The sequence below is a fragment of the Haloarchaeobius marinus genome, assembly GCF_051207415.1.
GTDB lineage: Archaea > Halobacteriota > Halobacteria > Halobacteriales > Natrialbaceae > Haloarchaeobius.
The window spans coordinates 1,042,620-1,062,488 of record NZ_JBPKGD010000002.1 but is presented as its reverse complement, the minus strand read 5'-3'; the positions used below and the strand labels follow the sequence as shown (position 1 = coordinate 1,062,488).

Genomic DNA, 19,869 nt, shown 5'->3' with positions numbered 1-19,869 from the left:
AGTGGTGACAGCACCCTTAAGCTGGTGCCAACGAGGTTCCCGACGTGACGGACCCGGCGAGACGTCATGGACTTAATCACCGTGGCACTCGTCTAGTCGACCATGGCCTTCGAACACCTGCTGGTCCCGGTAGACGGGAGTCCAGAATCGGAAGCGGCAGTCGAGCGTGCGGTCCGAATCGCCGAGCAGGACGACGCCGCGTTGACGTTCCTGCACGTGGTCGATACCGCGGTCCTCGGCCTCGACGCGCGCGTCGAAGCCATCATCGACAACCTCGAAGCCGAGGCCCAGCGACTCCTCGAAGAGGCGGTCGAGGAAGCCCACGCCGTCGGAATCGAACCCGTCGACAGGCGCATCGAATCCGGTTCGCCGGCCGAAACTATCCTCGACGTGGCCGACGAGACCGGTGCGGACCTCGTCGTCGTGGGGAGCCACGGCCGGACCGGTCTCGACCGGTTCCTGCTCGGGAGCGTCTCCGAGCGCGTGGTTCGGCGCGCCCCCGTCTCGGTCCTCGTCGTCAGGGAGTGACGACGCCCTCACAGCGGTTCGTCGCCGTCGATGATGCGCTGTGCGCGGTCGGCCAGCGCCGGGACCACCTCCCGCATCCGGGGATAGAGCGGGTCGTCGGCGTCCCCGGCGAGGTGGCGGGCGAAGAACATCTCGCCGAGGCCACAGAGCTTGTACACCGCGAGTGCCCGGTAGAACCTGTCGTTCGTGTACTCGATGCCCGTCTCGGCCTCGTACCGGGCGACGAGTTCTCGGCGGGTGGGGTACCCCTCGCGTTCGGTGAACGTGTCGAAGAAGTCCCGTGACACCGGGTCCGGGTCGCCGTCGTCGCGCCAGAACGACAGCATCCAGCCGAGGTCTGTCAGCGGGTCGCCCAGCGTGCTCATCTCCCAGTCGAACACGCCGACGAGGGTCGGTTCGTCGGCCGTCAGGTCGTACATGACGTTGTCGAGTTTGTAGTCGCCGTGGACGAGCGTGTGAGGGTGCGCCTCGGGCACGTTGGCCTGCAACCACTCCATCACGTCGTAGATGACCGGCACCTCGCGCTCGTCGGCCGTCTTCGAGAACGCCCAGGTCAACTGCTCGGACCAGCGCGTCACCTGTCGCTCGGTGAACCCCTCGGGGTACCCGAACTCCGACAGGCCGACCGCGTCGACGTCAACGCCGTGGACGGCGGCCAGCGTGTCCACGAGTTCGGTCCCGACGCGCTCCCTGGCGGCCGGGGTCGACACCGCCTCGGGTTCCTCGCCGCGGAGGACCGTGCCGTCGACCCGGTCCATCAGGTAGAAGTCGCTCCCGACGACCGAGTGGTCGTCACAGGCGAGGACCGTCGGGGGGACCGGCACCGGCGTGGACTGCAACGCGTCCACGACCCGGTACTCGCGCAACACGTCGTGGGCCGTCTCGGCCGTCTCGCCCGGCGGCGGGCGGCGCAACACGAGGTCGCGGTCCCCCCAGGTCACGAAGAGCGTCTCGTTCGAGTGTCCGGCCTGGTGCCGGCGCACGTCGAACGCGTCGGTCTCGCCGAGGTGCTCGCGGAGGTACGCTTCGAGTGCGTCCTCGTCGACGAGTCGGTCGAAGTACTCGTCGGATGCGTCTGTCACGGGTGCGACGACGGCTGGAGGTTACGAATACGTTCGGGTCACGGCACCTGCCACGACCGTCACGCCAGGTGACGACCCTGGACTACCGCGGAGTGACGGTTTTTTGGGACGGGGGCCGAACGGGGTGGCATGGAGTATCACGACCCGGAGGAGGGACGACGCGTCGCCGAGCGAACCCGCCAGTTCGTCGAGGAGGAGGTACTCCCCGTCGAGCGCGAGTGGCTCGGACAGGAGTCGGTCCCCGACTCGGTCGTCGCCGACCTGCGCGACGCCGCCCGCGACCACGACGTGTACGGCCCCCAGATACCCGATGCGTACGGCGGACTCGGACTCGGGTTCCGGTCGATGCTGCCCGTCTTCGAGGAGGCCGGTCGGAGCCTGCTCGGTCCACTCGCACTGCGATGTGGCGCGCCCGACGAGGGCAACATGCACACCCTCGAACTCGTCGGAACCGAGGAGCAGAAGGAGCGGTGGCTCGCCCCGCTCGCCGCCGGGGAGATGAACTCCGGGTTCTGCATGACGGAACCGCTGCAGGGTGGGGGCTCGGACCCGAAGATGCTCCGGACGAGCGCCCGCAAGGAGGGGGACGAGTGGGTTATCGACGGCCACAAGTGGTGGACGACGGGCGGGTCCGACGCCGACGTCTTCCTCGTCATGGCCCGGTCCGACCCCGACGCACATCCGTACGAGGGGACGAGTATCGTGCTCGTGCCACGGGACACCGACGGCGTCGACGTCGTCCGGGACGTCCCCCACCTCGGCGGGGAACCGGTCGGGTCGAGCCACGCCGAGATACGCTTCGACGGCGCCCGCGTCCCCGTGGAGAACACGCTCGGCCCGGAGAACGCCGGGTTCGCGGTCGCACAGCGCCGCCTCGGGCCGGCGAGACTCACCCACTGTATGCGGTTCGGGGGCATGGCCGACCGGGCGCTGGACGTCGCGACGGCGTACGCCAGCGAGCGCGAAGCTTTCGGCGAACCGCTGGCAGAGAAGCAGTCGCTCCGGTTCAGGGTCGCGCGGGCACGGACGCGACTCCACGCCGCCCGGACGATGGTCCGCCACGCCGCCGACGCCATCGACGCGGGCGACGAGGCCCGCATTCCAGTGGCGATGGCGAAGGTGTTCACCGCGAACGTCGTCCAGGAGGCCGTCGACGAGGCGGTCCAGGTGTGTGGCGGCAACGGCATCGGCAAGGACCTGCCCCTCGCGGACTTCTACGAGAACGTCCGTTCGTTCCGCATCATCGACGGCGCCGACGAGGTCCACCTGCGGAGCATCGCCAGGGCGGCGTTCGAGGACCCGAAGACGGACGAACTGGAGGGGCTGACTCGGTTCGGGGAGTGAATCCGTGGGTACCGGACGGGCTGACACCCGCCTTCAGGTCCGTATCTCGAACCGCGCTCCGCCCGACTCGGAGTCGACGAGGTCGACGGTCCACCCGTGTGCGGTGACCACCTTGTCGACGATGGCCAGTCCGAACCCCGTCCCAGTTGACTCGGAGGACTTGCCCGGTTCGAACGGGTCGCTCTGGAGAGACTCGGGCACGCCGGTCCCGTCGTCGGCGACGTAGAACCCCTGGCCGTCGTCGAGTCGGCCGACCCGGACGGTGAGCGGTTCGTCGCTGGCGTCGGGGAGCGCGTGCTCGATGGCGTTCGTGAACAGGTTCTCGAACACCTGGCAGAGTCGGTTCCGGTCCGCGGAGACGGTCAGTTCGCAGTCGACGTGCAGTTCGGCGTCCGCCGCGTCGACGGACCCCCACGCCCGGGTCGCGAGTCGCTCGACGGACACCGCCTCGCACTCGCCGATCTCCCGACCCTCGCGTGCGAGCGTCAACAGTCCCTCGATTATCTCCTGTATCCGGTCGTGGGCCTCGGCTACGTCCGCAAGGTTCGGGTGTTCGACGTCCTCGCGTACCAGTTCCAGGTAGCCCTGGGCGACCGTCAACGGACTCTTCAGGTCGTGACTCACCAGGCGGGCGAACTCGTCGAGGCGTTCCTTCTGACGCTCCAGTTCCGCCTCCCGTTCCTTGAGTTCGGTGATGTCGGAGGAGATGCCACAGACGCCGACGGGGTCGCCGCCCTCGTCGTACAGCGGGACCTTCACCGAGTAGTAGGTCCGGCCGTTCCCCTCGAACTCGCCGTGTTCCTCCACCTCGATGGGTTCCCCGCGCCGGATGGCGGTGCGGTCGTTCTCCCGGACGCGCTCTGCGTCTTCGTGACTCTGGACGTCGAAGTCGGTGTGACCGACGATCTCCTCCTCGGAGAGTCCGAGGAGTTCCCGGAAGCGCTCGTTGACGAGCTGGTACCGGCCGTCGAGGTCTTTGATGTAGATGTTGGCGGTCGTGTTGTCGAGGATGGCCTGCAACTGCTCGTTGGTACGACGGAGGCCGACGTCGCTCTCGATGCGGTCGAACGCCTGCGAGACGTGCGTCGTGAGCAGTTCCGCGAGTTCCCGGTCCGTCTCGGTGAAGGCGTTCGGACGCTCCGAGATGGCCTGGAAGACGCCGTAACCGTCGACGGGGACGCTGACCGCCGACCGGAACTCCGGCTGGTCGGGTTCGGCCGTCGAGTCGTCCCTGGTGTCGTGGACGAGGAACGACTCGTTCTCACGGTACGTTCGCCCGAGGACGCCGTCGTCCGGCGTCGGGAGGTCGCCCTCGGGTCGATAACTCAGGTCCGACCGGGGGACGAACCGTTCGCCGTCCAGCGTGTAGATGCCCGAGACGTGGAAGTCGAGGATGTCGTCCGCCGCGACGAGCGCGTGTCTGGCCGCCTCCTCGTGGTCCTGCGCACCGGAGATCTCGACGGCGTGTCGATGGAGGCCTTCGAGACGCGTCTTCGTCCGCTGTAGTTCGGCCTCGGCCCAGTACTGGTCGACCGCGTTCTCGATGCGGTTGAGGAGGAGTCCGTGTGCGTTCGACCCCTGCTTCCGCAGGTAGTCCGTCACGCCGGCCGAGATGGCTTCGCTCGCGACGTCTTCCGACCCACGGGCGGTGAACAGGATGAACGGGACCCGTTCGTCTCGCTCTCGGATCGACTCCAGGAACTCCACGCCATCGATGTCAGCCATCTCGTAGTCGCTGACGACGCAGTCGATGGGGACCGTGTCGAACCGCTCCAGTGCCACCTCGGCCGACGTCTCTGTGAGACATTCGACCGATTCGCTCCCCTTCTCGAGGTATTCGGCGGTGAGACGGACTGCGTCCCGGTCGTCGTCGACACAGAGGACGCGGAGCGCGGTGGTCATGCTCGTTGACGGACACTCTATCGGATTCGACATGATTCTTCCGCTTCAGAATCGACGCCTCCGTCCCGAGCGCCGTTGCTCGCGCGAGACGTGTCAGGTGCGGGCAGCAGGTGCGAGTCCAGTCTCGCGTGCCGACTGCACGTCCAGCGGGAGGCGCATCCGGAGTTCCATCGCCTCGCGCTTCTCGACGACGAAGCCGTGTTTCCGATACACCGCGACGGCGGCCTCGTTCCGGTCGTCGACGTGGAGGACGAGTGCGTCGTGGCCCGCGTCGGCGGCGTAGGCGATAGCCTGGCGGGTCAGTTCGCTCCCCACGCCCCGGCCGTGGTAGGCGGGGTCGACGTAGACGAGGAACTCCGGTTCGGCCCCGTCGTCGGGCGCGAATCCCGTGTGCCCGACGACCCGGTCGCCGTCCCACGCCAGGAGGTTCGTGCCGCGGCGGTGCATCCTCGTCAGCCAGTCCCTGACCGCCCGCTCCTCCCTCGGGGGAAGCCCCATCGAACGGTGTTCCTCGGGGTAGTCCCGGTACAGTTCGAGTGCGTCCTCGACGGCGTCGGCCGTCAGCTGCTGGACCAGGTACGACCGTCCGACCCTGTCGACGAACCGCGGACATCGAGGTGGGCAGTGCGGCGTCCCCTCGCACCCGTCGGCGCTCCAGGCGGCGCAAGCGTCAGTCGACATCGTCGTGTCACCACGTGTAGATAGGTAGCCCGGCCACGAGGCAGTTGAGCCGCATATGTAGGGGGTTGAAATAGCATCGCGGTCGGCGGGCAGTGTGAGGTTCTCGTGCCCGTCGGTCGCTCCGGACCGCGGCAAAGGGGGACGGTACCCCCGGGAGGGTCGCCGTCTCACGTTCGGCCAGTTTTATCTCCTCCCATCCGTAGGATGAGAGCGTATGACACGAACTTCCACGGGGGAATCCGCGTGACCACCGAACAGTTCAGCGTCGACGGCGACGTCGCCATCGTCACCGGGTCGTCGAGCGGTATCGGTCGGACCATCGCCGAACGGTTCGCGGACGACGGCGTCGACGTCGTCGTCTGTTCCAGAGAGCAGGACAACGTCGAACCCGTCGCCGAGGCCATCGAGGAGAGCGACCGACCGGGCCGTGCACTCGCCGTCGAGTGTGACGTGACCGACCGCGACGCCGTGGACGCACTCGTCGAGGCCACCGTCGACGAGTTCGGCGGCATCGACGTGCTCGTCAACAACGCGGGGGCGTCGTTCATGGCGGGGTTCGACGACATCTCCCCCAACGGCTGGCAGACCATCGTCGATATCAACCTCACCGGCACGTACCACTGCACGCAGGCGGCCGGCGAACACCTGAAGGCGGCCGAGGGGGCCGTCGTGAACCTCTCGAGCGTCGCCGGCCAGCGCGGCGCGCCGTACATGAGCCACTACGGCGCCGCCAAGGCGGCCGTCGAGAACCTGACGAAGACGCTCGCGTTCGAGTGGGCCGACGACGGCGTCCGGGTCAACTGCATCGCGCCCGGGTTCGTCGCCACGCCCGGCGTCGCCAGCCAGATGGGGGTCACGGCGGACGACGTGGACCGCGACGACCCCGCCCGTCGCATCGGCACCAGCGAGGAGATAGCCAACGTCGCACAGTTCCTCGCGTCCCGGGCGTCCTCGTACGTCAACGGGCAGACCATCGGCGCCATGGGCCAACCGGACAACATGGAGGAGTACCCCGACCTCTGACCCGCTCGTCCAACCCGGCGACCCCTCGGGCGGCGCTCCTCGGGTGAGGCCCTCATGTACCCGGTCTGCGTCGGTCGTCAGTCCCAGACCTCGGCACGCACACAGGAAAAACGAGTTTAAAGTTCCCGGGGTGTGAAGGGGCCGAATATCGTGACTGAGTACCACGTTCACCTACCGGTCGCAGCACAGGACTCGGTGCGGGACTTCGTCGACATGGCTGTCCGCGCCGAAGAACTCGGCTACGAGTACGTCTGGCTCCCCGAGACGTGGGGGCGCGACGCCGTGACCGTCATGACCAGCATCGCCCACGCCACGGAGGATATCGGCATCGGTTCCTCCATCATGAACGTCTACTCGCGGTCGCCGGCGCTGCTCGCCCAGACCGCGGCGACGCTCCAGGAGGTCTCCGACGGCCGGTTCCGTCTCGGCATCGGGCCGTCCGGTCCGGCCGTCGTCGAGGGCTGGCACGGCGTCGACTTCGGAAACCCGCTCCGGCGCACCCGGGAGTACGTCGACATCGTCAAACTGGTCCTCGCCGGCGAGGAACTCGACTACCAGGGCGAGTACTTCAACCTCTCCGGGTTCCGACTGCGCTGTGATGCCCCCGACCCCAGACCGAAGGTGGACGTCGCGGGGATGGGCCCGAAGGCCGTCGAACTCGCCGGCCGGTTCGCCGACGGCTGGCACGCCATCCTCTTCACGCCGGCGTCGATGCGCGACCGACTCGCCGACTTCGACCGCGGCACCGAGATGGGCGACAACGACCGGACCGAGCAGGACGTGACCCTGTCGCTGACCTGCTGTGCGCTCGACGACGGCGACCGCGCACGTGAACTGACGAAGCAGCACGCCGCGTTCTACGTCGGCGCGATGGGCACCTACTACCGCGACTCGCTGGCCCGGCAGGGCTACGAGGACGAGGCCCACGACATCGCCGCCAAGTGGATGTCCGGCGACCGGGAGGCCGCACTCGACGTCTTCTCCGACGAGATGCTCGACGACTTCTGTGCCGCCGGCACGCCCGAGCGAGCACGGGACGAGATGGAGAAGTTCGCGGACATCGTCGGCGTCGACAACGTCAGCGTCGGCTTCCCGCGGGCCGCCTCCCGCGAGGAGATACTGGCCACGCTCGAAGCGCTCGCGCCGGTGTAGAGCTCACTCCCGGGCAACAGGCTCACGGCAAATCGTTTTCACGCGACCTACCGTCTGAGCAGGTATGACGGAGTACACTGGCGCGGACCTGTTCGTCGACGCGCTGTCGGAGTACGGAATCGAGTACGTCTTCGGCAACCCCGGGACGACCGAACTCCCGTTGATGAAGGCGCTCCCCGGTTCGGACGTCGAGTACGTCCTCGGGTTGCACGAGGACGTGGCCGTCGGGGCGGCGGCGGGGTACGCGAGCGTCCGCCGGCAGCACGCAGACGAGATAGACGGGTTGCCCGCCGGAGTGGTCAGCCTCCACGTCGCGCCGGGGACTGCCCACGGCCTGGGGAACCTCTACGGGGCGGCGATGGCCGGTGCGCCACTGGTCGTCACGGCGGGGAACCACGACCGGGACTTCCGGACCGAGGAACCCATCCTCACCGGGGACCTGGTCGAGATGACCGACCAGTTCACGAAGTGGTCGGACGAGGTCCTCTCCGTCGACGCCCTGCCCCGGATGCTCCGACGCGCCTTCCGCGTCGCCTGTACGCCACCGACCGGGCCGGTGTTCCTCGGACTCCCGATGGACGTCCTGCGAGAACCCACGACCGACGACCCGGAACCCATCGGTGGGACCATCCAGAACCCGGGGCGCGGCGACCCCGGGGCCATCGAGGCGGCGGCGGACGCGCTGGCCGAGGCCGACACGCCGGTACTCGTCGTCGGCGACCACGTCGGCAGACATCGCGCGTGGTCGGGCGTCGACCCCGTCGAGGCGGCGGTCGAACTGGCCGAGGCCGGCGGACTGCGCGTCCACGGCGAGATACTGGGCTACGAGGTGAACTTCCCGACGGACCACGACCAGTGGGTGAGTCACGTCCCACCCAACGAGGCGGTCGCACAGACGCTGTTCCACGCCGACACGCTGGTGTTCGCCGGGTGCACGACGAACACGACGCTGTGGGGCCCAGAGAACCCACTCGTCCCGGACGACGCGACGGTCGTCGACCTCACCGACGACCCGTGGGAGGGTGGGAAGAACCACCCGGCGACGGTCGTCACGGGCGACCTGGGGCACGTCACGTCGGAACTGGCCGACGCGGTTCGGGAGCGCGTCGACGACGAGACCAGGGAGGAACGCCTGGTGCAGGTCGACGCGATGAAACAACTGGCGGCCAGGCAACTGGACGAGATGGGCGAGGACGAGTCAGACCCCGGTGACGACCGCGCCTCGAAGGCCGCCGTCGTCGACGCGATGCGCGCCGTCGCACCCGACGCGCTGGTGATGGACGAGGGCGTGACGGCCCGGTACGCGCTGCTCACCCGGTGGGACTTCGCCCCCGGTCACCTGTTCGGCAACAAGGGCGGCGGCCTCGGCTACGGACTGCCCGCTGCCGTCGGCGCGGCGCTGGCCGAGTCCGACAGCGAGGACCCCAGGACCGTCTTCGGCTTCGTCGGCGACGGTTCGTACCTCTACTACCCGCAGTCGCTGTACACGGCGGTCCGCCACGACCTCGACCTGACCGTCGTCGTCCCGGACAACCGCAACTATCGCATCCTGAAGGACAACACAGCCGCCATCTTCGGCGGCGACGTCGAGGACTACGACTACGTCGGGATGGACTTCGACCCGGCGGTCGACCTCGCTGCGAACGCGGAGAGCAACGGCGCGACGGGCTACACCGTCGAAGACGCCGCGAACCTGGAGTCGACGCTCCAGGAGGCGGTCGAGACGGCAGGCCCGACCGTCGTGGACGCTCTCGTCCACGACTGACCGTTGCCGCCGCGTCGGCGCGTTCGACGTCGACGAGGCCGTCGACGGGTTCATCCTCTGACCCGGCAACCGGGGTCGCGTCAACCGGGGTCGCGTCGTCAGAGCGCGAGCGCGTGACAGCTCCCGTCGACCGTCGTGACGTAGGCCGTCCCGTCGACGGCCGCGAAGCCACCGATCTCGTTCGTCGGTTCGATGGTCCACAGACCCTCGCCGTCGGCGTCGTAGGCGTCGAGGCGGCCGCGCTCCCGGCCCGCGACGAACAGCGCGCCGCCCGCACCGGAGACCGAGGGATGCGTGCCCGACGGCTCGAACGACCCGACGACCTCGTTCTCGCTCGTGCGGACCTCGAACGCGTCCGGGGTCTGGACGGCGAATCGACCGTCGCCGACGGCCGCCAGCCCGTAGCCCTGGGACAGTCCGTCGTCGGTCCAGCGCTCGTCCCCGGTCGCGGGGTCGAGCGAGACGAGACCGCCGTCGTAGGTCCTGGCGACGAGGTGGTCCCCGACGGTGACGCGGCGGGTCACGTAGCTCTCGGGCGACCCGTACCGCCAGTTCACGGCACCCGACTCGGGGTCGAGCGAGACGAGGCCGTCGGCCTCGACGAGCACGGACCCCGCGACGACCTCGGGGTCGGCAGCGAAGAAGTCCAGGGGTTCTGCGCCCTCGTAGGTCCAGGCAACCGACCCGTCGGAGTCGACCGCGTGCAGTCCGGTCGGACTCGGGAGGAGACACCGGTCAGCCAGCGGGAGACCGCCCACGACGTCGCCGAATTCGGCCGTCCAGCGCGTCGCCCCGTCGTCGGTTGCGACGCCGGCAGCGTACGCACCCGGACCGATGGCGTCGTCGTTGCTCCCGACGAAGACGGTCCCGTCGACCACGCCGCAGACGGTGTACCACGCGCTCAGTCGGTCGTCGACGAACCGCCAGCGTTCGTCGCCGTCCCGGGTCAACGCGAACAGTTCGTAGTCGATGCCCGCCGTCCCGCGGTCGTACCCGCCGGTGACGTAGATGCCGTCGGCGGTGACGGTCGGTCGACCGCCGACCGGCTTGTCCGTCTCGTAGGACCATCGCTCGGCCCCGTCGGTCGCGGCGAACGCGTGGAGGTGGTGGCCGCTCTCGTCGCCCGAGTCGATGCCCGGACCGGCGTCGCTCCCGACGTAGACGGTGCCGTCGACGACCAGCGGTGCGTTCGTCGTGGCCGGGCCCACGTCGGCAGTCCACAGCACCTCCGGGTCGCCGAGCGACGAGTCGTCGCCCGGGTCGGTGGTTCCGGTCGGCGGTTCGGTCGTGTCCGTCGGGTCGGTTGCGGGACCTGTCTCGCTCGTACAGCCGGCCAGTCCGGCCGCGAGCGCGCTCGCGGTCGCCGCGAGCACACGGCGTCGGGAGGGCGTCATGGTCGAGGGGTGGACGGGGGGAGGAATGGGTCTTGTCCAAGCTACAAATTCAGTTTCACCCGAAATTACATTTTTCCAACTGGACTAATTCGCTCTCATGTACGATCCGTCCGAGGGAGACATCTTCGACAAGCTCCCGGTGCTCGTCTTGTTCCTCACGCTCGCAGTGACCATCGTCGGCGGTGCTGCCGATGCCTCTATCACCGGCGCGCTCGCCGGACTCGGGTTCGTCGTGGTCCTCCCGCTGTCGTTCCTCTTCAGGGAGGAACTGCGCGAGGCGTTCGGTCGAACGTCGCGCGACACGCACGAACCGGTCTCGTCGAACGACGCGCTCGACGAACTCAAGCGCCGATACGCACGGGGCGAACTTTCGGACGAGGATTTCGAGCGCCGGACCGAGCGAATCGTCGAGAACGAGTCGCTGGACGACGTGCGGACGAGGGTCAGGCGAGAGCGGCCGTCCGCGGGGTCGGTAGACGGCGGGTCCGACCGGGAGGGGGACCTGGAACGGGAACGGGACGAGTAGTCGTCGCCCGTCGTCGACGACGGTCCGGGGTCCTCCTCGCTCGCGCCGGCACCGGGTATCTTCTTCACGCGATAGCGCCAAAGGGGGGACATGACCGCGCAGCAAGTGCTACCTCGACGCAGATGGGTTCCGTGACCGACCCGATACCGTCCCGCTCGACCACGGGCCAGCGACCGGTGGGTGACGTGGACGACGGTCGCACGTCCGGACGCGGGGGGTCCCGGTCGTGACCACCGGCCTCGTCTTCTGGGGACTGGTCGCGGTCGCGACCGTCACGAGTCTCGGGACCGCGTGGGCACTCGGAGCGAACAGCAACTCGCCGCCGTTCGCGCCCGCGATCGGGGCGAACGCCGTCTCGACCATGCGTGCCGCGTTCCTCATCGGGATTCTCGCCGCGCTGGGAGCACTCACCCAGGGTGGGAGCATCTCGGAGACGGTCGGGGCAGGGCTCATCGACGGCGTCGCCATCACGTCGCTTGCGGCGACGGCCGGCCTCCTGACCGCCACGGCGTTCATGGCCTTCGGCATCTACTCCGGGTATCCGGTCCCGGCAGCGTTCGCGACGACCGGGGCGATGGTCGGCGTCGGCCTCTCGCTCGGCGGTGTGCCCGCCGTCGACACGTACCGGCGCATCGCCACGTTCTGGCTACTCGTCCCACCCGTCTCCGGGGGACTGGCGTTTCTCACCGCGACCCTGCTACGGCGGGACGACATCCCCGAGACCGTGAGCGTCCCCCTGCTGGCGGCAGTCGTCGGGGGCGTCGTCGCCAACATCAGACTGAGCGTCATCCCGGCGCCCCCGGGGCAGGACCAGGCGTCGATCGCCGGCTTCGCCGCCGGCATCGTGCCGGCGCCCTCCCTGGGCCAGGTCGACCTCGTCGCTGTCATCGTGACGCTCGCGTGTGCGGTGGCCAGTTTCCAGTTCATCCGCCGCCGGACCCAGGCCTCGGTGGACACGGGCGTCAAGACGTTCCTGCTCGTGCTCGGGAGCATCGTCGCCTTCTCCAGCGGCGGGAGCCAGGTCGGACTCGCGACCGGCCCGCTCGAGAACCTCTACGGGACGGAACTCGGCCTGCCCGGCTTCGTCCTGTTGACGGTCGGGTCCGTCGGAATCCTGGGCGGCGCGTGGATGGGCGCGCCCCGGCTACTCCAGGCCACCTCGCGGGAGTACGCACAGCTGGGCATCCGTCGGTCCATCGCGGCGCTCGTGCCGGGGTTCGTCATCGCACAGGCGGCTATCGTACTCGGAATCCCCATCTCGTTCAACAACATCATCATCTCGGGCGTCATCGGTGGCGGCCTCGCGGGTGGGTCCGCGGGGGTCTCCCGGAAGAAGATAGCGACGACGCTCGTGTTCTGGGTCCTCACCCTCGTCACGTCGATCGCGGTCGGCTTCGGGGTCTATCGAGCGTTCGCGTTCGTCCTCGGTGGGTAGTCACAGTCACTCCCGGACGACGGTCACGGTCATCGGTGCCTCGCTGACGACCGTCGTCGCGACGGTCCCGAGCAACCGTGCCGCGAGCCCCGACCGCGAGCCACCGTGGCCACCCATGACCACGTGGTCGACGTCGTGTTCGGCGGCGAACGAGAGTATGGTGTCGGCGGGGTCGCCGGTCTCCACCACCGTCTCGACGTTCCGACCGCTCTCCTCGGCGCGCCGTCTCGCGGCCTCGACGAGAGTCGCCGCACGTTCCTCGGCGGCCGCTCGCCGGGACTCGCCCGGGTCGACGACGGCGCCCTCGCTCATCGAGGCGTCCAGCGGCGTCACCACGTTCAGGACCGTGGTCCGACAGTCGTACGTCTCGAGCGCGTGGGACAACGCCTCGTCCGCCAGGGGCGACCCGTCGAGCGGAACGAGGACGTGCGAGGGTGTCATATCGACATCGAGGGGCTACACACGGGAATGTCTCGTGGTTTCGGGGTCTCTCGCCGGGTCCGGAGCAGGTCAGTCCTCGCCCCCGTCCGGGTGGTCGCGGACGCGCCGCCCCTCCATCGTCTCCGGGAACACCTTGCCTGGATTGAGCGTGTCCGTCGGGTCCAGCGCGCGCTTGACCTTCCGCATCGCCTCGACGGTCGCCTCCCCGTGTTCCCGGACGAGGTACGCTCGCTTTCCGAGGCCGATGCCGTGTTCGCCGGTCGAGGTGCCGCCGCAGTCGATAGCGAAGTCGACTATCTTCGAGTACACCTCCTCGCCGGCGGCGACGGCGGCCGGGTCGTCCGGGTCGACCAGCACCGAGTAGTGGACGTTGCCGTCACCGGCGTGCCCGAAGCAGGGGACGAGCACGTCGTACTTCTCCGCGAGGTCCTTCGCGTAGCGTATCGCGTCTCCGTACTTCGAGATGGGGACGGTGATGTCGCCCGGGTGGAGCGCAGACAACTCGGGGTCCCAGGACTCCAGCGCGTAGGCGAGGTCCTTCCGGGCCTGCCAGAGTTCCGCCATCCCGTCGTCGGCCTCGCGGACCTCGAACACGGTGACGTCGTGGGCCTCGAACACAGTCTCGCAGAAGGCGACCTCCTCCTCGATGCCGTGGTTGGCGTGGAACTCGACGAACACCGTCGGGCGGTCGGGGAGGTCGGTGCCGGAGTAGGCGTTGGCCATCGCCGCGCTCTCGGCGTCGATGAGTTCTATCTTGGCGACGTCGACGCCGGACTGGACGGCGTCCTCGACGGCGGCGGCCGCGTCGTCCAGCGACTCGAACTGTGCGCGCCCTCCCCGGATCTGCTGGGGGCGACCTGCCAGTTCGAGCGTCGCCTCGGTGATGACCGCGAGGGTCCCCTCGCTCCCGACGAACAGGTCCCGGAGATTGTAGCCCGAGGAGGTCTTGACCGCCTTCGACCCCGCCGTGACGACCGACCCGTCGGCCAGCACGGCCTCGACCTGCAGCACCCAGTCCTTCACCTCGCCGTACTTCACGGTCTGCATCCCGCTGGCCGAGTTGGCGAGCATCCCACCGACGGTCGAGATGCTGCCCGAGGACGGGAGCGGCGGGAACGTCAGTCCGGCCTCGGCGGCGCGTTCGTCGACCACGTCGCCCATCGTCCCCGGCTGGACGTCCATCTGGAGGTCCTCCGGACGGAGGTCGAGGACGGCGTCCATCCGCGTCATGTCCATGCTGATGCCCGCGTAGGCCGGGACGGTGTTGCCCTCGAGGCTCGTCCCGGCAGCGTACGGCGTCACGGGGACGTCGCGTTCCGTCGCGGCCGCGAGTACCTCGGAGACGTCGTCGGTCGATTCCGGATAGACGACCGCGTCGGGGAGGACTTCGTCCTCGTCCTTCGTGCCCCAGTCGCCCGCGTGTGCCTCCCGCGTCGACTCGGCCTCGGTCACCTGGTCCGGCGAGAGCGAGAGGTCCGCGAGGAACGAACAGTCGTGTGCCATACGTCATCGTGGGGCGACGCGTGCGATAAAACTAGCCGCCGAGGCGACGGAACCGAAACGCCGAACTACCGGTTCGAGGTACCGTCGGAACGTGACGACGTACGATGCGGTCCTCTTCGACAACGACGGCGTGCTGGTCGAACCACCCGGTCGAGAGACGCAACTGGAGGCGATCCGGTCCGCGTTCGGGTCGTTCGACGTCGAGGCGGTCGACGAGCGACACGTCCGCGCAGTCGTTTCGGGCGTGTCGGTCGACACCCTCCACGAGGTCTGTAGCGCCTACGACCTCGACGTGGAGGCGTTCTGGGCGGCCCGCGAGGACCACGACGAGCGGTCACAGTTCGAGGCGTTCAGGGCCGGGTCCCGGGGCCGGTACGACGACGTGACGGCTATCGAGGACCTCGAGGTTCCCTGCGGCGTCGTGAGCAACAACCACCACAGCACTGTCGAGTTCGTGCTGGAGTTCTTCGAACTCGACCCGCTGTTCGACACGTACCACGGCCGGCCGAAGACCGTCGAGAGTCTCCGGTTGAAGAAGCCGAACACGCACTACCTCGACCGGGCGGTCGCGGAACTCGACGTCGGGTCGGCGCTGTACGTCGGCGACAGCGCGAGCGACGTGGTCGCGGCCCACCGGGCCGGGATGGACTCCGCGTTCGTCCGGCGCGAGCACTGCGCCGACGTGACCCACGAGACCCCGCCGACCTACGAGGTCGAGACGCTCCACGAACTCCTCGACCTCGTCGACGACTGACCCTGCCGTCCGGGGCGGACCGAATGAACCCTGAACTCGTGGAGGGTTTCGCCGGTTCTCGTGGGCTTATCCGGACCGCGATGCAACATCGTACTCGAAGATGAAAGCCATCGAGGTACCCGAATACGGCGACAGCAGCGTCATGACGGTCGTCGACGTCGAGACGCCGGACCCCGGCCCCGGCCAGGTCAGACTCGACGTCGAGGCCGCCGGCATCAACTTCGCGGACATCATGCAACGACGCGGCCACTACCCCGGCGGCCCGGACGCGCCGTTCCGGCCCGGATTCGAGGCGGCGGGTACCGTCGACGCCGTCGGCGAGGGCGTCGACCTCGAGGTGGGCGCCCGGTACGTCGGCATGGTCGGGGCGGGCGGCTACGCCGAGTACGCCGTCGCCGACGCCGACGCGCTGTTCCCCATCCCCGAGGGGATGTCCTTCGAGGAGGCGGCCGGGTTCCCCGTCCAGTTCCTCACCGCACACAACTGCCTGTTCGAGTGGGGCGGACTCGAGGAGGGCGAGTCCGTGCTCGTCCAGGCCGCGGCCGGCGGGGTCGGCACCGCCGCCGTCCAGCTGGCCGACCGTGCCGGTGCCGAGGTGTTCGGAACGGCGAGCACGCAGGAGAAACGCGACCTCGCCTCGCGACTCGGCTGTGACCATCCGATCGACTACACCGAGGAGGACTTCGTCGAGGTCGTCCACGAGCACACCGACGGCGTCGGCGTCGACCTCTCGCTCGACGGCGTCGGCGGCGACGTGTTCGCCGACTGCGTCCGGGCGACGACCGACTTCGGTCGTATCGTCCCCTACGGCGCGGCCAGCGGTACGCCCGGTACCATCGACACGAGCGACGTGTTCTTCCGGAACCAGTCCGTCATCGGCTACCACCTCGGTAAGGCGATGGGGAGCGATCCCCAGAAGGTCCTGGAGGCGATACCCGACCTGACGGCGGGACTCGGCGCCGGCGAACTCGAGGTCGTGGTCGGCGAGACGTTCGCGCTCGAGGACGCGGCGGCGGCACACCAGTACATCGAGAACCGCGAGTCGATGGGCAAGGTCGTCCTGACGCCCTGAGACCGTCTCAGGGCAACGGTTCGACCTCGTCCCTGACGCCGTCGAGGACGGCGAACTGCTCGTCGCGACGGCGTTCGAGCCACGCCAGCAACCGCGCCGCCCAGCGCAACTTCTTCCGCTTCGTCTCGGTCACGGCGGGGTCGTCGAACGACCACCCGGGGAACGTGAGACGCGTCGCCCCGACGTGGTCGGCGAGGAACGCCGCCCGGTCGCCGTCGGTGAACCCGCCGAAGTTCCGGACGTGTGCGACCGGTGCGGCCTGCGTCGTCGGCAGGACGGACCCGTCCGGCAGGTCAGGGACCACCTCGCGGAGTCGAGGACGGTTGTCCCCGTGCGCGTGGACGACGACTGGCGTCTCCTCCGCGACGAGCACGTCGGCCAGTTCCGGGTCCCCGTCGAGGTCGGTTACGTACACGTCGACCGGGACGCCAGCCTCGCGGCAGACGGCGGCGGCCGAGGACGCCGCCACGACGCGGTCCGCGTCGAACTCCCGGAGGTCGGCCGCGAGGGTCGGCCCGGCACCGCAGACGGCGACCGTCTCGTCCGTCAGCACGGAGAGTCGGGACTCGTCGAACGGCGTCGTCAACCGTGCGAGCAGGTCCCGTGCCGCCTCGTCGGCGCCGCGCCCGTACCCGAAGTCGGCGAGAATCTGCTCGTACACTGGTTCGAACTCGGTGAACTCCATAGCTGACGCTGGACGATTAGTACCAAGATAACCGTTGGTGTGGGCCGGAGTTGCCTCATGTGAGTACCCCTACCCGAGAGGCCCTTCCGGCTTCCAACCCATGCTTCTGAACCCACCGGTATAAGTTTTCTCTTTCGAGGAGTTCGGGACTGTACGAACGTTATGCTACCTCTAACGCCCCGATTCCTTTGGTAATCGCCTATTCGGACAGCGAATGCCCTCGTCGCCACGACGGGCCGACAGGTCACGCCACCGCGTCGCCAACGCAGTCGAGGACGACCACGACCGACTCGTCGGCCACGTTACAGTTCGCGAGCGACCGGAGGGACCGGGTCGTGCCGGCGAGCAGGCCCCCATCACCGGCCCGACCGGCGGCGAACGTCGCTCCCGCGTCGTCGGCGAGTGACGCCAGCAGTTCCGTGCTCGTCGTCGAGAGGCCGTGAACTTCGAAGACTAGGGCCGTCGCGTCCGGTGCGACCTCGCCGGTCCCGAGTCGCTCCTCGTGTCGAGCTACGTCTCGACTCGTCCGCGCGTCGAGTTCGGCCACCTCGACGGTGTCGGTCCGGCTGCGCCGCCGGGGGGTGAACGCGTCGCCGACGGCGGCCGCGTCGACCGTCTCGCGGACGTCGTGCGTGCGGACGACGTGTGCGCCGCGCTCGATGGCCATCGCGGTGGCCGCCAGCGACACCGGGAGCGCCTCCTCGGTGGACCGGTCCGTCAGCGTCCGGAGGAAGTTCTTCCGGTTGATGGAGACCAGCATCGGCCGGTCGAGGCCCCGGAACTCCCGCAACCGGCGGAACGTCTCCCGGTCGTCTTCGAGGGTCTTGGTCTCGGACCACCCACCGAAGGCGGGGTCGACGATGGTCTTGTCGGTCAGCCCGTTCTGCTTCAGCGCCTCGTACACCATGTCGACGTAGTCGGCCGACTCGGCCCACGCAGGGTCCCGCCGTTCGGCCCAGGGCGTCTCCTCGACCGCCCCCGGGCGCGTGATGTCCGGCGGACTCGCCATCTTGACCACCGCGACGTCGTACTCCGCGGCCACCGACGGCATCTCGGGGTCGGCGAAGCCCGCGATGTCGTTGATGACGTCGAACCCACCGTCGATGGCGGCCTCGGCGACCTCGTGGTAGCGCGTCTCGATGGACCAGACGACGTCCGTCGAGGTCGTCTCTATCACCTCGAGTGCCGTCTCGAGGCGCTCCAGTTCCGCCGCCGCGTCGAGGACCTCGAACCGCTTGTTCGCGGATTCGAGGCCGACGTCGACGACGTCGGCCCCCTCCGCGACGAGTTCGTCCTCCACGTAGTCGGCGGCCTCCACAGTGTCTGCGAACACGCTCGGGTCGTACGGCGACTCCGAACTGACGTTCAACACGCCCATGATCCGCGTGGGGTGGTCGTCCCCGATGCCGAGTCCCGCGGCGTCGACGTTCTGCATACCCGATAGTTCGGACCGCTACGAGTGAAAAGGGGCGTGTTCCCAGACCGGACTGCCGCGACCCGCGAGACCGTGGACCACGTCCGGACGCCATACGAGACAAACCCTAACACGGCGGAGGCCCAACCGGTCGGCAATGGACAGGCGTCGACTCCTCCCTGTCGTCCTCGCGGTGGTGTGCGTCCTCACCCTCGCGTTCGCCGCGGCGACGCTCGCGGACCCGGCCCAGAGCGACGGTGGCGGTGCGTCGGCCGTCGGGTCGACCCCCGAGGAGACGGGACCGGCCGGGAGCGACGGGTCGAGCAGCGCGCGCCCGCTGACGGACCCCGGTGACTTCGTCCTCGACCTGGGGTTCTGCGTCCCGTTCCTCGTGTCGGCGCAGTTCGTCGCCATCGTCCTCCTCCTCGCCGTCGGAATCTGGGCCGTCGTCCAGTACCGGGCGGACGGGTTCACAGCGGCGGCCGTCGTCGTCACGATCGCGTTCCCGGGCCTGTTCGTCTGGCTGTTCTTCACCAACTGTACCCGGCCGGACCAGCCGGAGCGGTTCTCGATACTCCCCTCGGACCCGGTCCCACCGCTACGCGGTGACGAATCCTCGTTCGGGTTCAGCCAGGACCCCGGCGTCGTCGTCCAACCGACTGTCGTGCTGGTCCTGCTCGCGACGACGCTGGTCGTGGGCGTCGTCGGGTACGTCGTCTGGTCCGGCGAGCACGAAGCGCGCGGCGAACCGGACCCCGAACCGGAGGACGAGGGGACGGGAACCGTCGCACGGGTGGCCGCCCTCGGGACCGTCGCCGGTCGGGCGGCCGACCGACTCGAACAGACCGACGCAACGGAGAACGAGGTGTACCGGGCGTGGGTCGAGATGACGACGTACCTGCCGGTCGAGCATCCAAAGTCGAGCACGCCCGCGGAGTTCGCCAGCGCGGCCGTGGATGCCGGCGTCGCCCGAGACGACGTTGCCGACCTCACCCGCCTGTTCGAGGAGGTCCGCTACGGCGGCGAACCGGTGACCGACGAGCGCGAGTCACGGGCCATCGACGCGCTCCGGGCAATCGAGGCAGAGTACGGCGAGACCGACGGATAGCGCCGACCTTCGTGAGACAAGCACCGGTTTGAGCAAGCGAAAGCGTTAGGTGCGAATTGT

Annotated in this window: 18 protein-coding genes; 10 read left to right on the top strand and 8 right to left on the bottom strand. The window is 68.9% G+C overall.

The genetic code is table 11. The features are described 5' to 3' along the window. Positions 1–102: 102 nt before the first annotated feature. Entirely contained in the window at positions 103–528 is a 426-nt protein-coding gene (locus ACSC1W_RS11425; RefSeq protein WP_435347575.1) for a universal stress protein, read from the top strand. An 8-nt stretch (positions 529–536) separates the two neighbouring features. Here the strand turns inward: ACSC1W_RS11425 and ACSC1W_RS11420 are convergent, their stop codons facing one another. After that, positions 537–1,610 carry a phosphotransferase family protein gene (locus tag ACSC1W_RS11420; protein ID WP_435347574.1) on the bottom strand — a complete coding sequence of 358 codons (1,074 nt, stop codon included), beginning with the start codon at positions 1,608–1,610 and terminating at the stop codon, positions 537–539. 129 nt (positions 1,611–1,739) lie between these two features. On the opposite strand from ACSC1W_RS11420, the gene ACSC1W_RS11415 reads away from it, so the two are divergent. Beyond that, positions 1,740–2,954, top strand: coding sequence for an acyl-CoA dehydrogenase family protein (locus tag ACSC1W_RS11415; RefSeq protein ID WP_435347573.1), 1,215 nt, complete (start codon positions 1,740–1,742; stop codon positions 2,952–2,954). 33 nt (positions 2,955–2,987) lie between these two features. Here ACSC1W_RS11415 and ACSC1W_RS11410 read toward each other — a convergent pair whose 3' ends face one another. Beyond that, the gene (locus ACSC1W_RS11410) at positions 2,988–4,856 is read right to left on the bottom strand and encodes a PAS domain-containing protein (RefSeq protein WP_435347572.1); all 1,869 of its coding nucleotides are present in this window, start codon (positions 4,854–4,856) and stop codon (positions 2,988–2,990) included. A gap of 93 nt (positions 4,857–4,949) precedes the next feature. Continuing rightward, positions 4,950–5,537, bottom strand: a complete 588-nt coding sequence (locus ACSC1W_RS11405) for a GNAT family N-acetyltransferase (RefSeq protein WP_435347571.1) — start codon at positions 5,535–5,537, stop codon at positions 4,950–4,952. A gap of 243 nt (positions 5,538–5,780) precedes the next feature. Here ACSC1W_RS11405 and ACSC1W_RS11400 point away from each other — a divergent pair, with 243 nt between their 5' ends. The 3 genes from ACSC1W_RS11400 to ACSC1W_RS11390 all read left to right on the top strand — a co-directional run bounded on the left by ACSC1W_RS11400 (position 5,781) and on the right by ACSC1W_RS11390 (position 9,477). Continuing rightward, entirely contained in the window at positions 5,781–6,560 is a 780-nt protein-coding gene (locus ACSC1W_RS11400) for an SDR family NAD(P)-dependent oxidoreductase (protein ID WP_435347570.1), read from the top strand. A gap of 150 nt (positions 6,561–6,710) precedes the next feature. Further along, a complete protein-coding gene (locus ACSC1W_RS11395) occupies positions 6,711–7,712 on the top strand; it encodes a TIGR04024 family LLM class F420-dependent oxidoreductase (RefSeq protein ID WP_435347569.1) in 1,002 nt (333 codons plus the stop codon). 64 nt (positions 7,713–7,776) lie between these two features. Then, positions 7,777–9,477: a thiamine pyrophosphate-binding protein gene (locus ACSC1W_RS11390; protein WP_435347568.1), complete on the top strand. Its 1,701-nt coding sequence runs from the start codon at positions 7,777–7,779 to the stop codon at positions 9,475–9,477. 98 nt (positions 9,478–9,575) lie between these two features. On the opposite strand, the gene ACSC1W_RS11385 is transcribed toward ACSC1W_RS11390, so the two are convergent. After that, positions 9,576–10,871: an outer membrane protein assembly factor BamB family protein gene (locus ACSC1W_RS11385; RefSeq protein ID WP_435347567.1), complete on the bottom strand. Its 1,296-nt coding sequence runs from the start codon at positions 10,869–10,871 to the stop codon at positions 9,576–9,578. Positions 10,872–10,968: 97 nt separating this feature from the next. Between ACSC1W_RS11385 and ACSC1W_RS11380 the strand changes: the two genes are divergently transcribed. Together ACSC1W_RS11380 and ACSC1W_RS11375 are read left to right on the top strand one after the other, a co-directional pair. After that, complete coding sequence (locus tag ACSC1W_RS11380; protein ID WP_435347566.1) at positions 10,969–11,397, top strand: SHOCT domain-containing protein; 429 nt, start codon at positions 10,969–10,971, stop codon at positions 11,395–11,397. 226 nt (positions 11,398–11,623) lie between these two features. Next, positions 11,624–12,832, top strand: coding sequence for an inorganic phosphate transporter (locus tag ACSC1W_RS11375; RefSeq protein WP_435347565.1), 1,209 nt, complete (start codon positions 11,624–11,626; stop codon positions 12,830–12,832). A 6-nt stretch (positions 12,833–12,838) separates the two neighbouring features. On the opposite strand, the gene ACSC1W_RS11370 is transcribed toward ACSC1W_RS11375, so the two are convergent. Together ACSC1W_RS11370 and ACSC1W_RS11365 are read right to left on the bottom strand one after the other, a co-directional pair. After that, entirely contained in the window at positions 12,839–13,273 is a 435-nt protein-coding gene (locus tag ACSC1W_RS11370; protein ID WP_435347564.1) for a universal stress protein, read from the bottom strand. A 69-nt stretch (positions 13,274–13,342) separates the two neighbouring features. Next, complete coding sequence (locus ACSC1W_RS11365; RefSeq protein ID WP_435347563.1) at positions 13,343–14,776, bottom strand: FAD-binding oxidoreductase; 1,434 nt, start codon at positions 14,774–14,776, stop codon at positions 13,343–13,345. Positions 14,777–14,867: 91 nt separating this feature from the next. Between ACSC1W_RS11365 and ACSC1W_RS11360 the strand changes: the two genes are divergently transcribed. Together ACSC1W_RS11360 and ACSC1W_RS11355 are read left to right on the top strand one after the other, a co-directional pair. After that, positions 14,868–15,530 (top strand): HAD family hydrolase, encoded by a 663-nt coding sequence (locus ACSC1W_RS11360; RefSeq protein WP_435347562.1) that lies wholly within the window; start codon positions 14,868–14,870, stop codon positions 15,528–15,530. A gap of 100 nt (positions 15,531–15,630) precedes the next feature. Then, positions 15,631–16,602: a quinone oxidoreductase family protein gene (locus tag ACSC1W_RS11355; RefSeq protein ID WP_435347561.1), complete on the top strand. Its 972-nt coding sequence runs from the start codon at positions 15,631–15,633 to the stop codon at positions 16,600–16,602. A gap of 7 nt (positions 16,603–16,609) precedes the next feature. On the opposite strand, the gene ACSC1W_RS11350 is transcribed toward ACSC1W_RS11355, so the two are convergent. Both ACSC1W_RS11350 and folP read right to left on the bottom strand, forming a co-directional pair. Next, positions 16,610–17,287, bottom strand: coding sequence for a 6-hydroxymethylpterin diphosphokinase MptE-like protein (locus tag ACSC1W_RS11350; RefSeq protein WP_435347560.1), 678 nt, complete (start codon positions 17,285–17,287; stop codon positions 16,610–16,612). Positions 17,288–17,531: 244 nt separating this feature from the next. Then, on the bottom strand, positions 17,532–18,722 hold the full coding sequence (gene folP, locus ACSC1W_RS11345; RefSeq protein ID WP_435347559.1) for a dihydropteroate synthase: 1,191 nt from the start codon (positions 18,720–18,722) through the stop codon (positions 17,532–17,534). A 136-nt stretch (positions 18,723–18,858) separates the two neighbouring features. Between folP and ACSC1W_RS11340 the strand changes: the two genes are divergently transcribed. Further along, the gene (locus ACSC1W_RS11340) at positions 18,859–19,809 is read left to right on the top strand and encodes a DUF4129 domain-containing protein (protein ID WP_435347558.1); all 951 of its coding nucleotides are present in this window, start codon (positions 18,859–18,861) and stop codon (positions 19,807–19,809) included. Positions 19,810–19,869 lie beyond the last annotated feature (60 nt).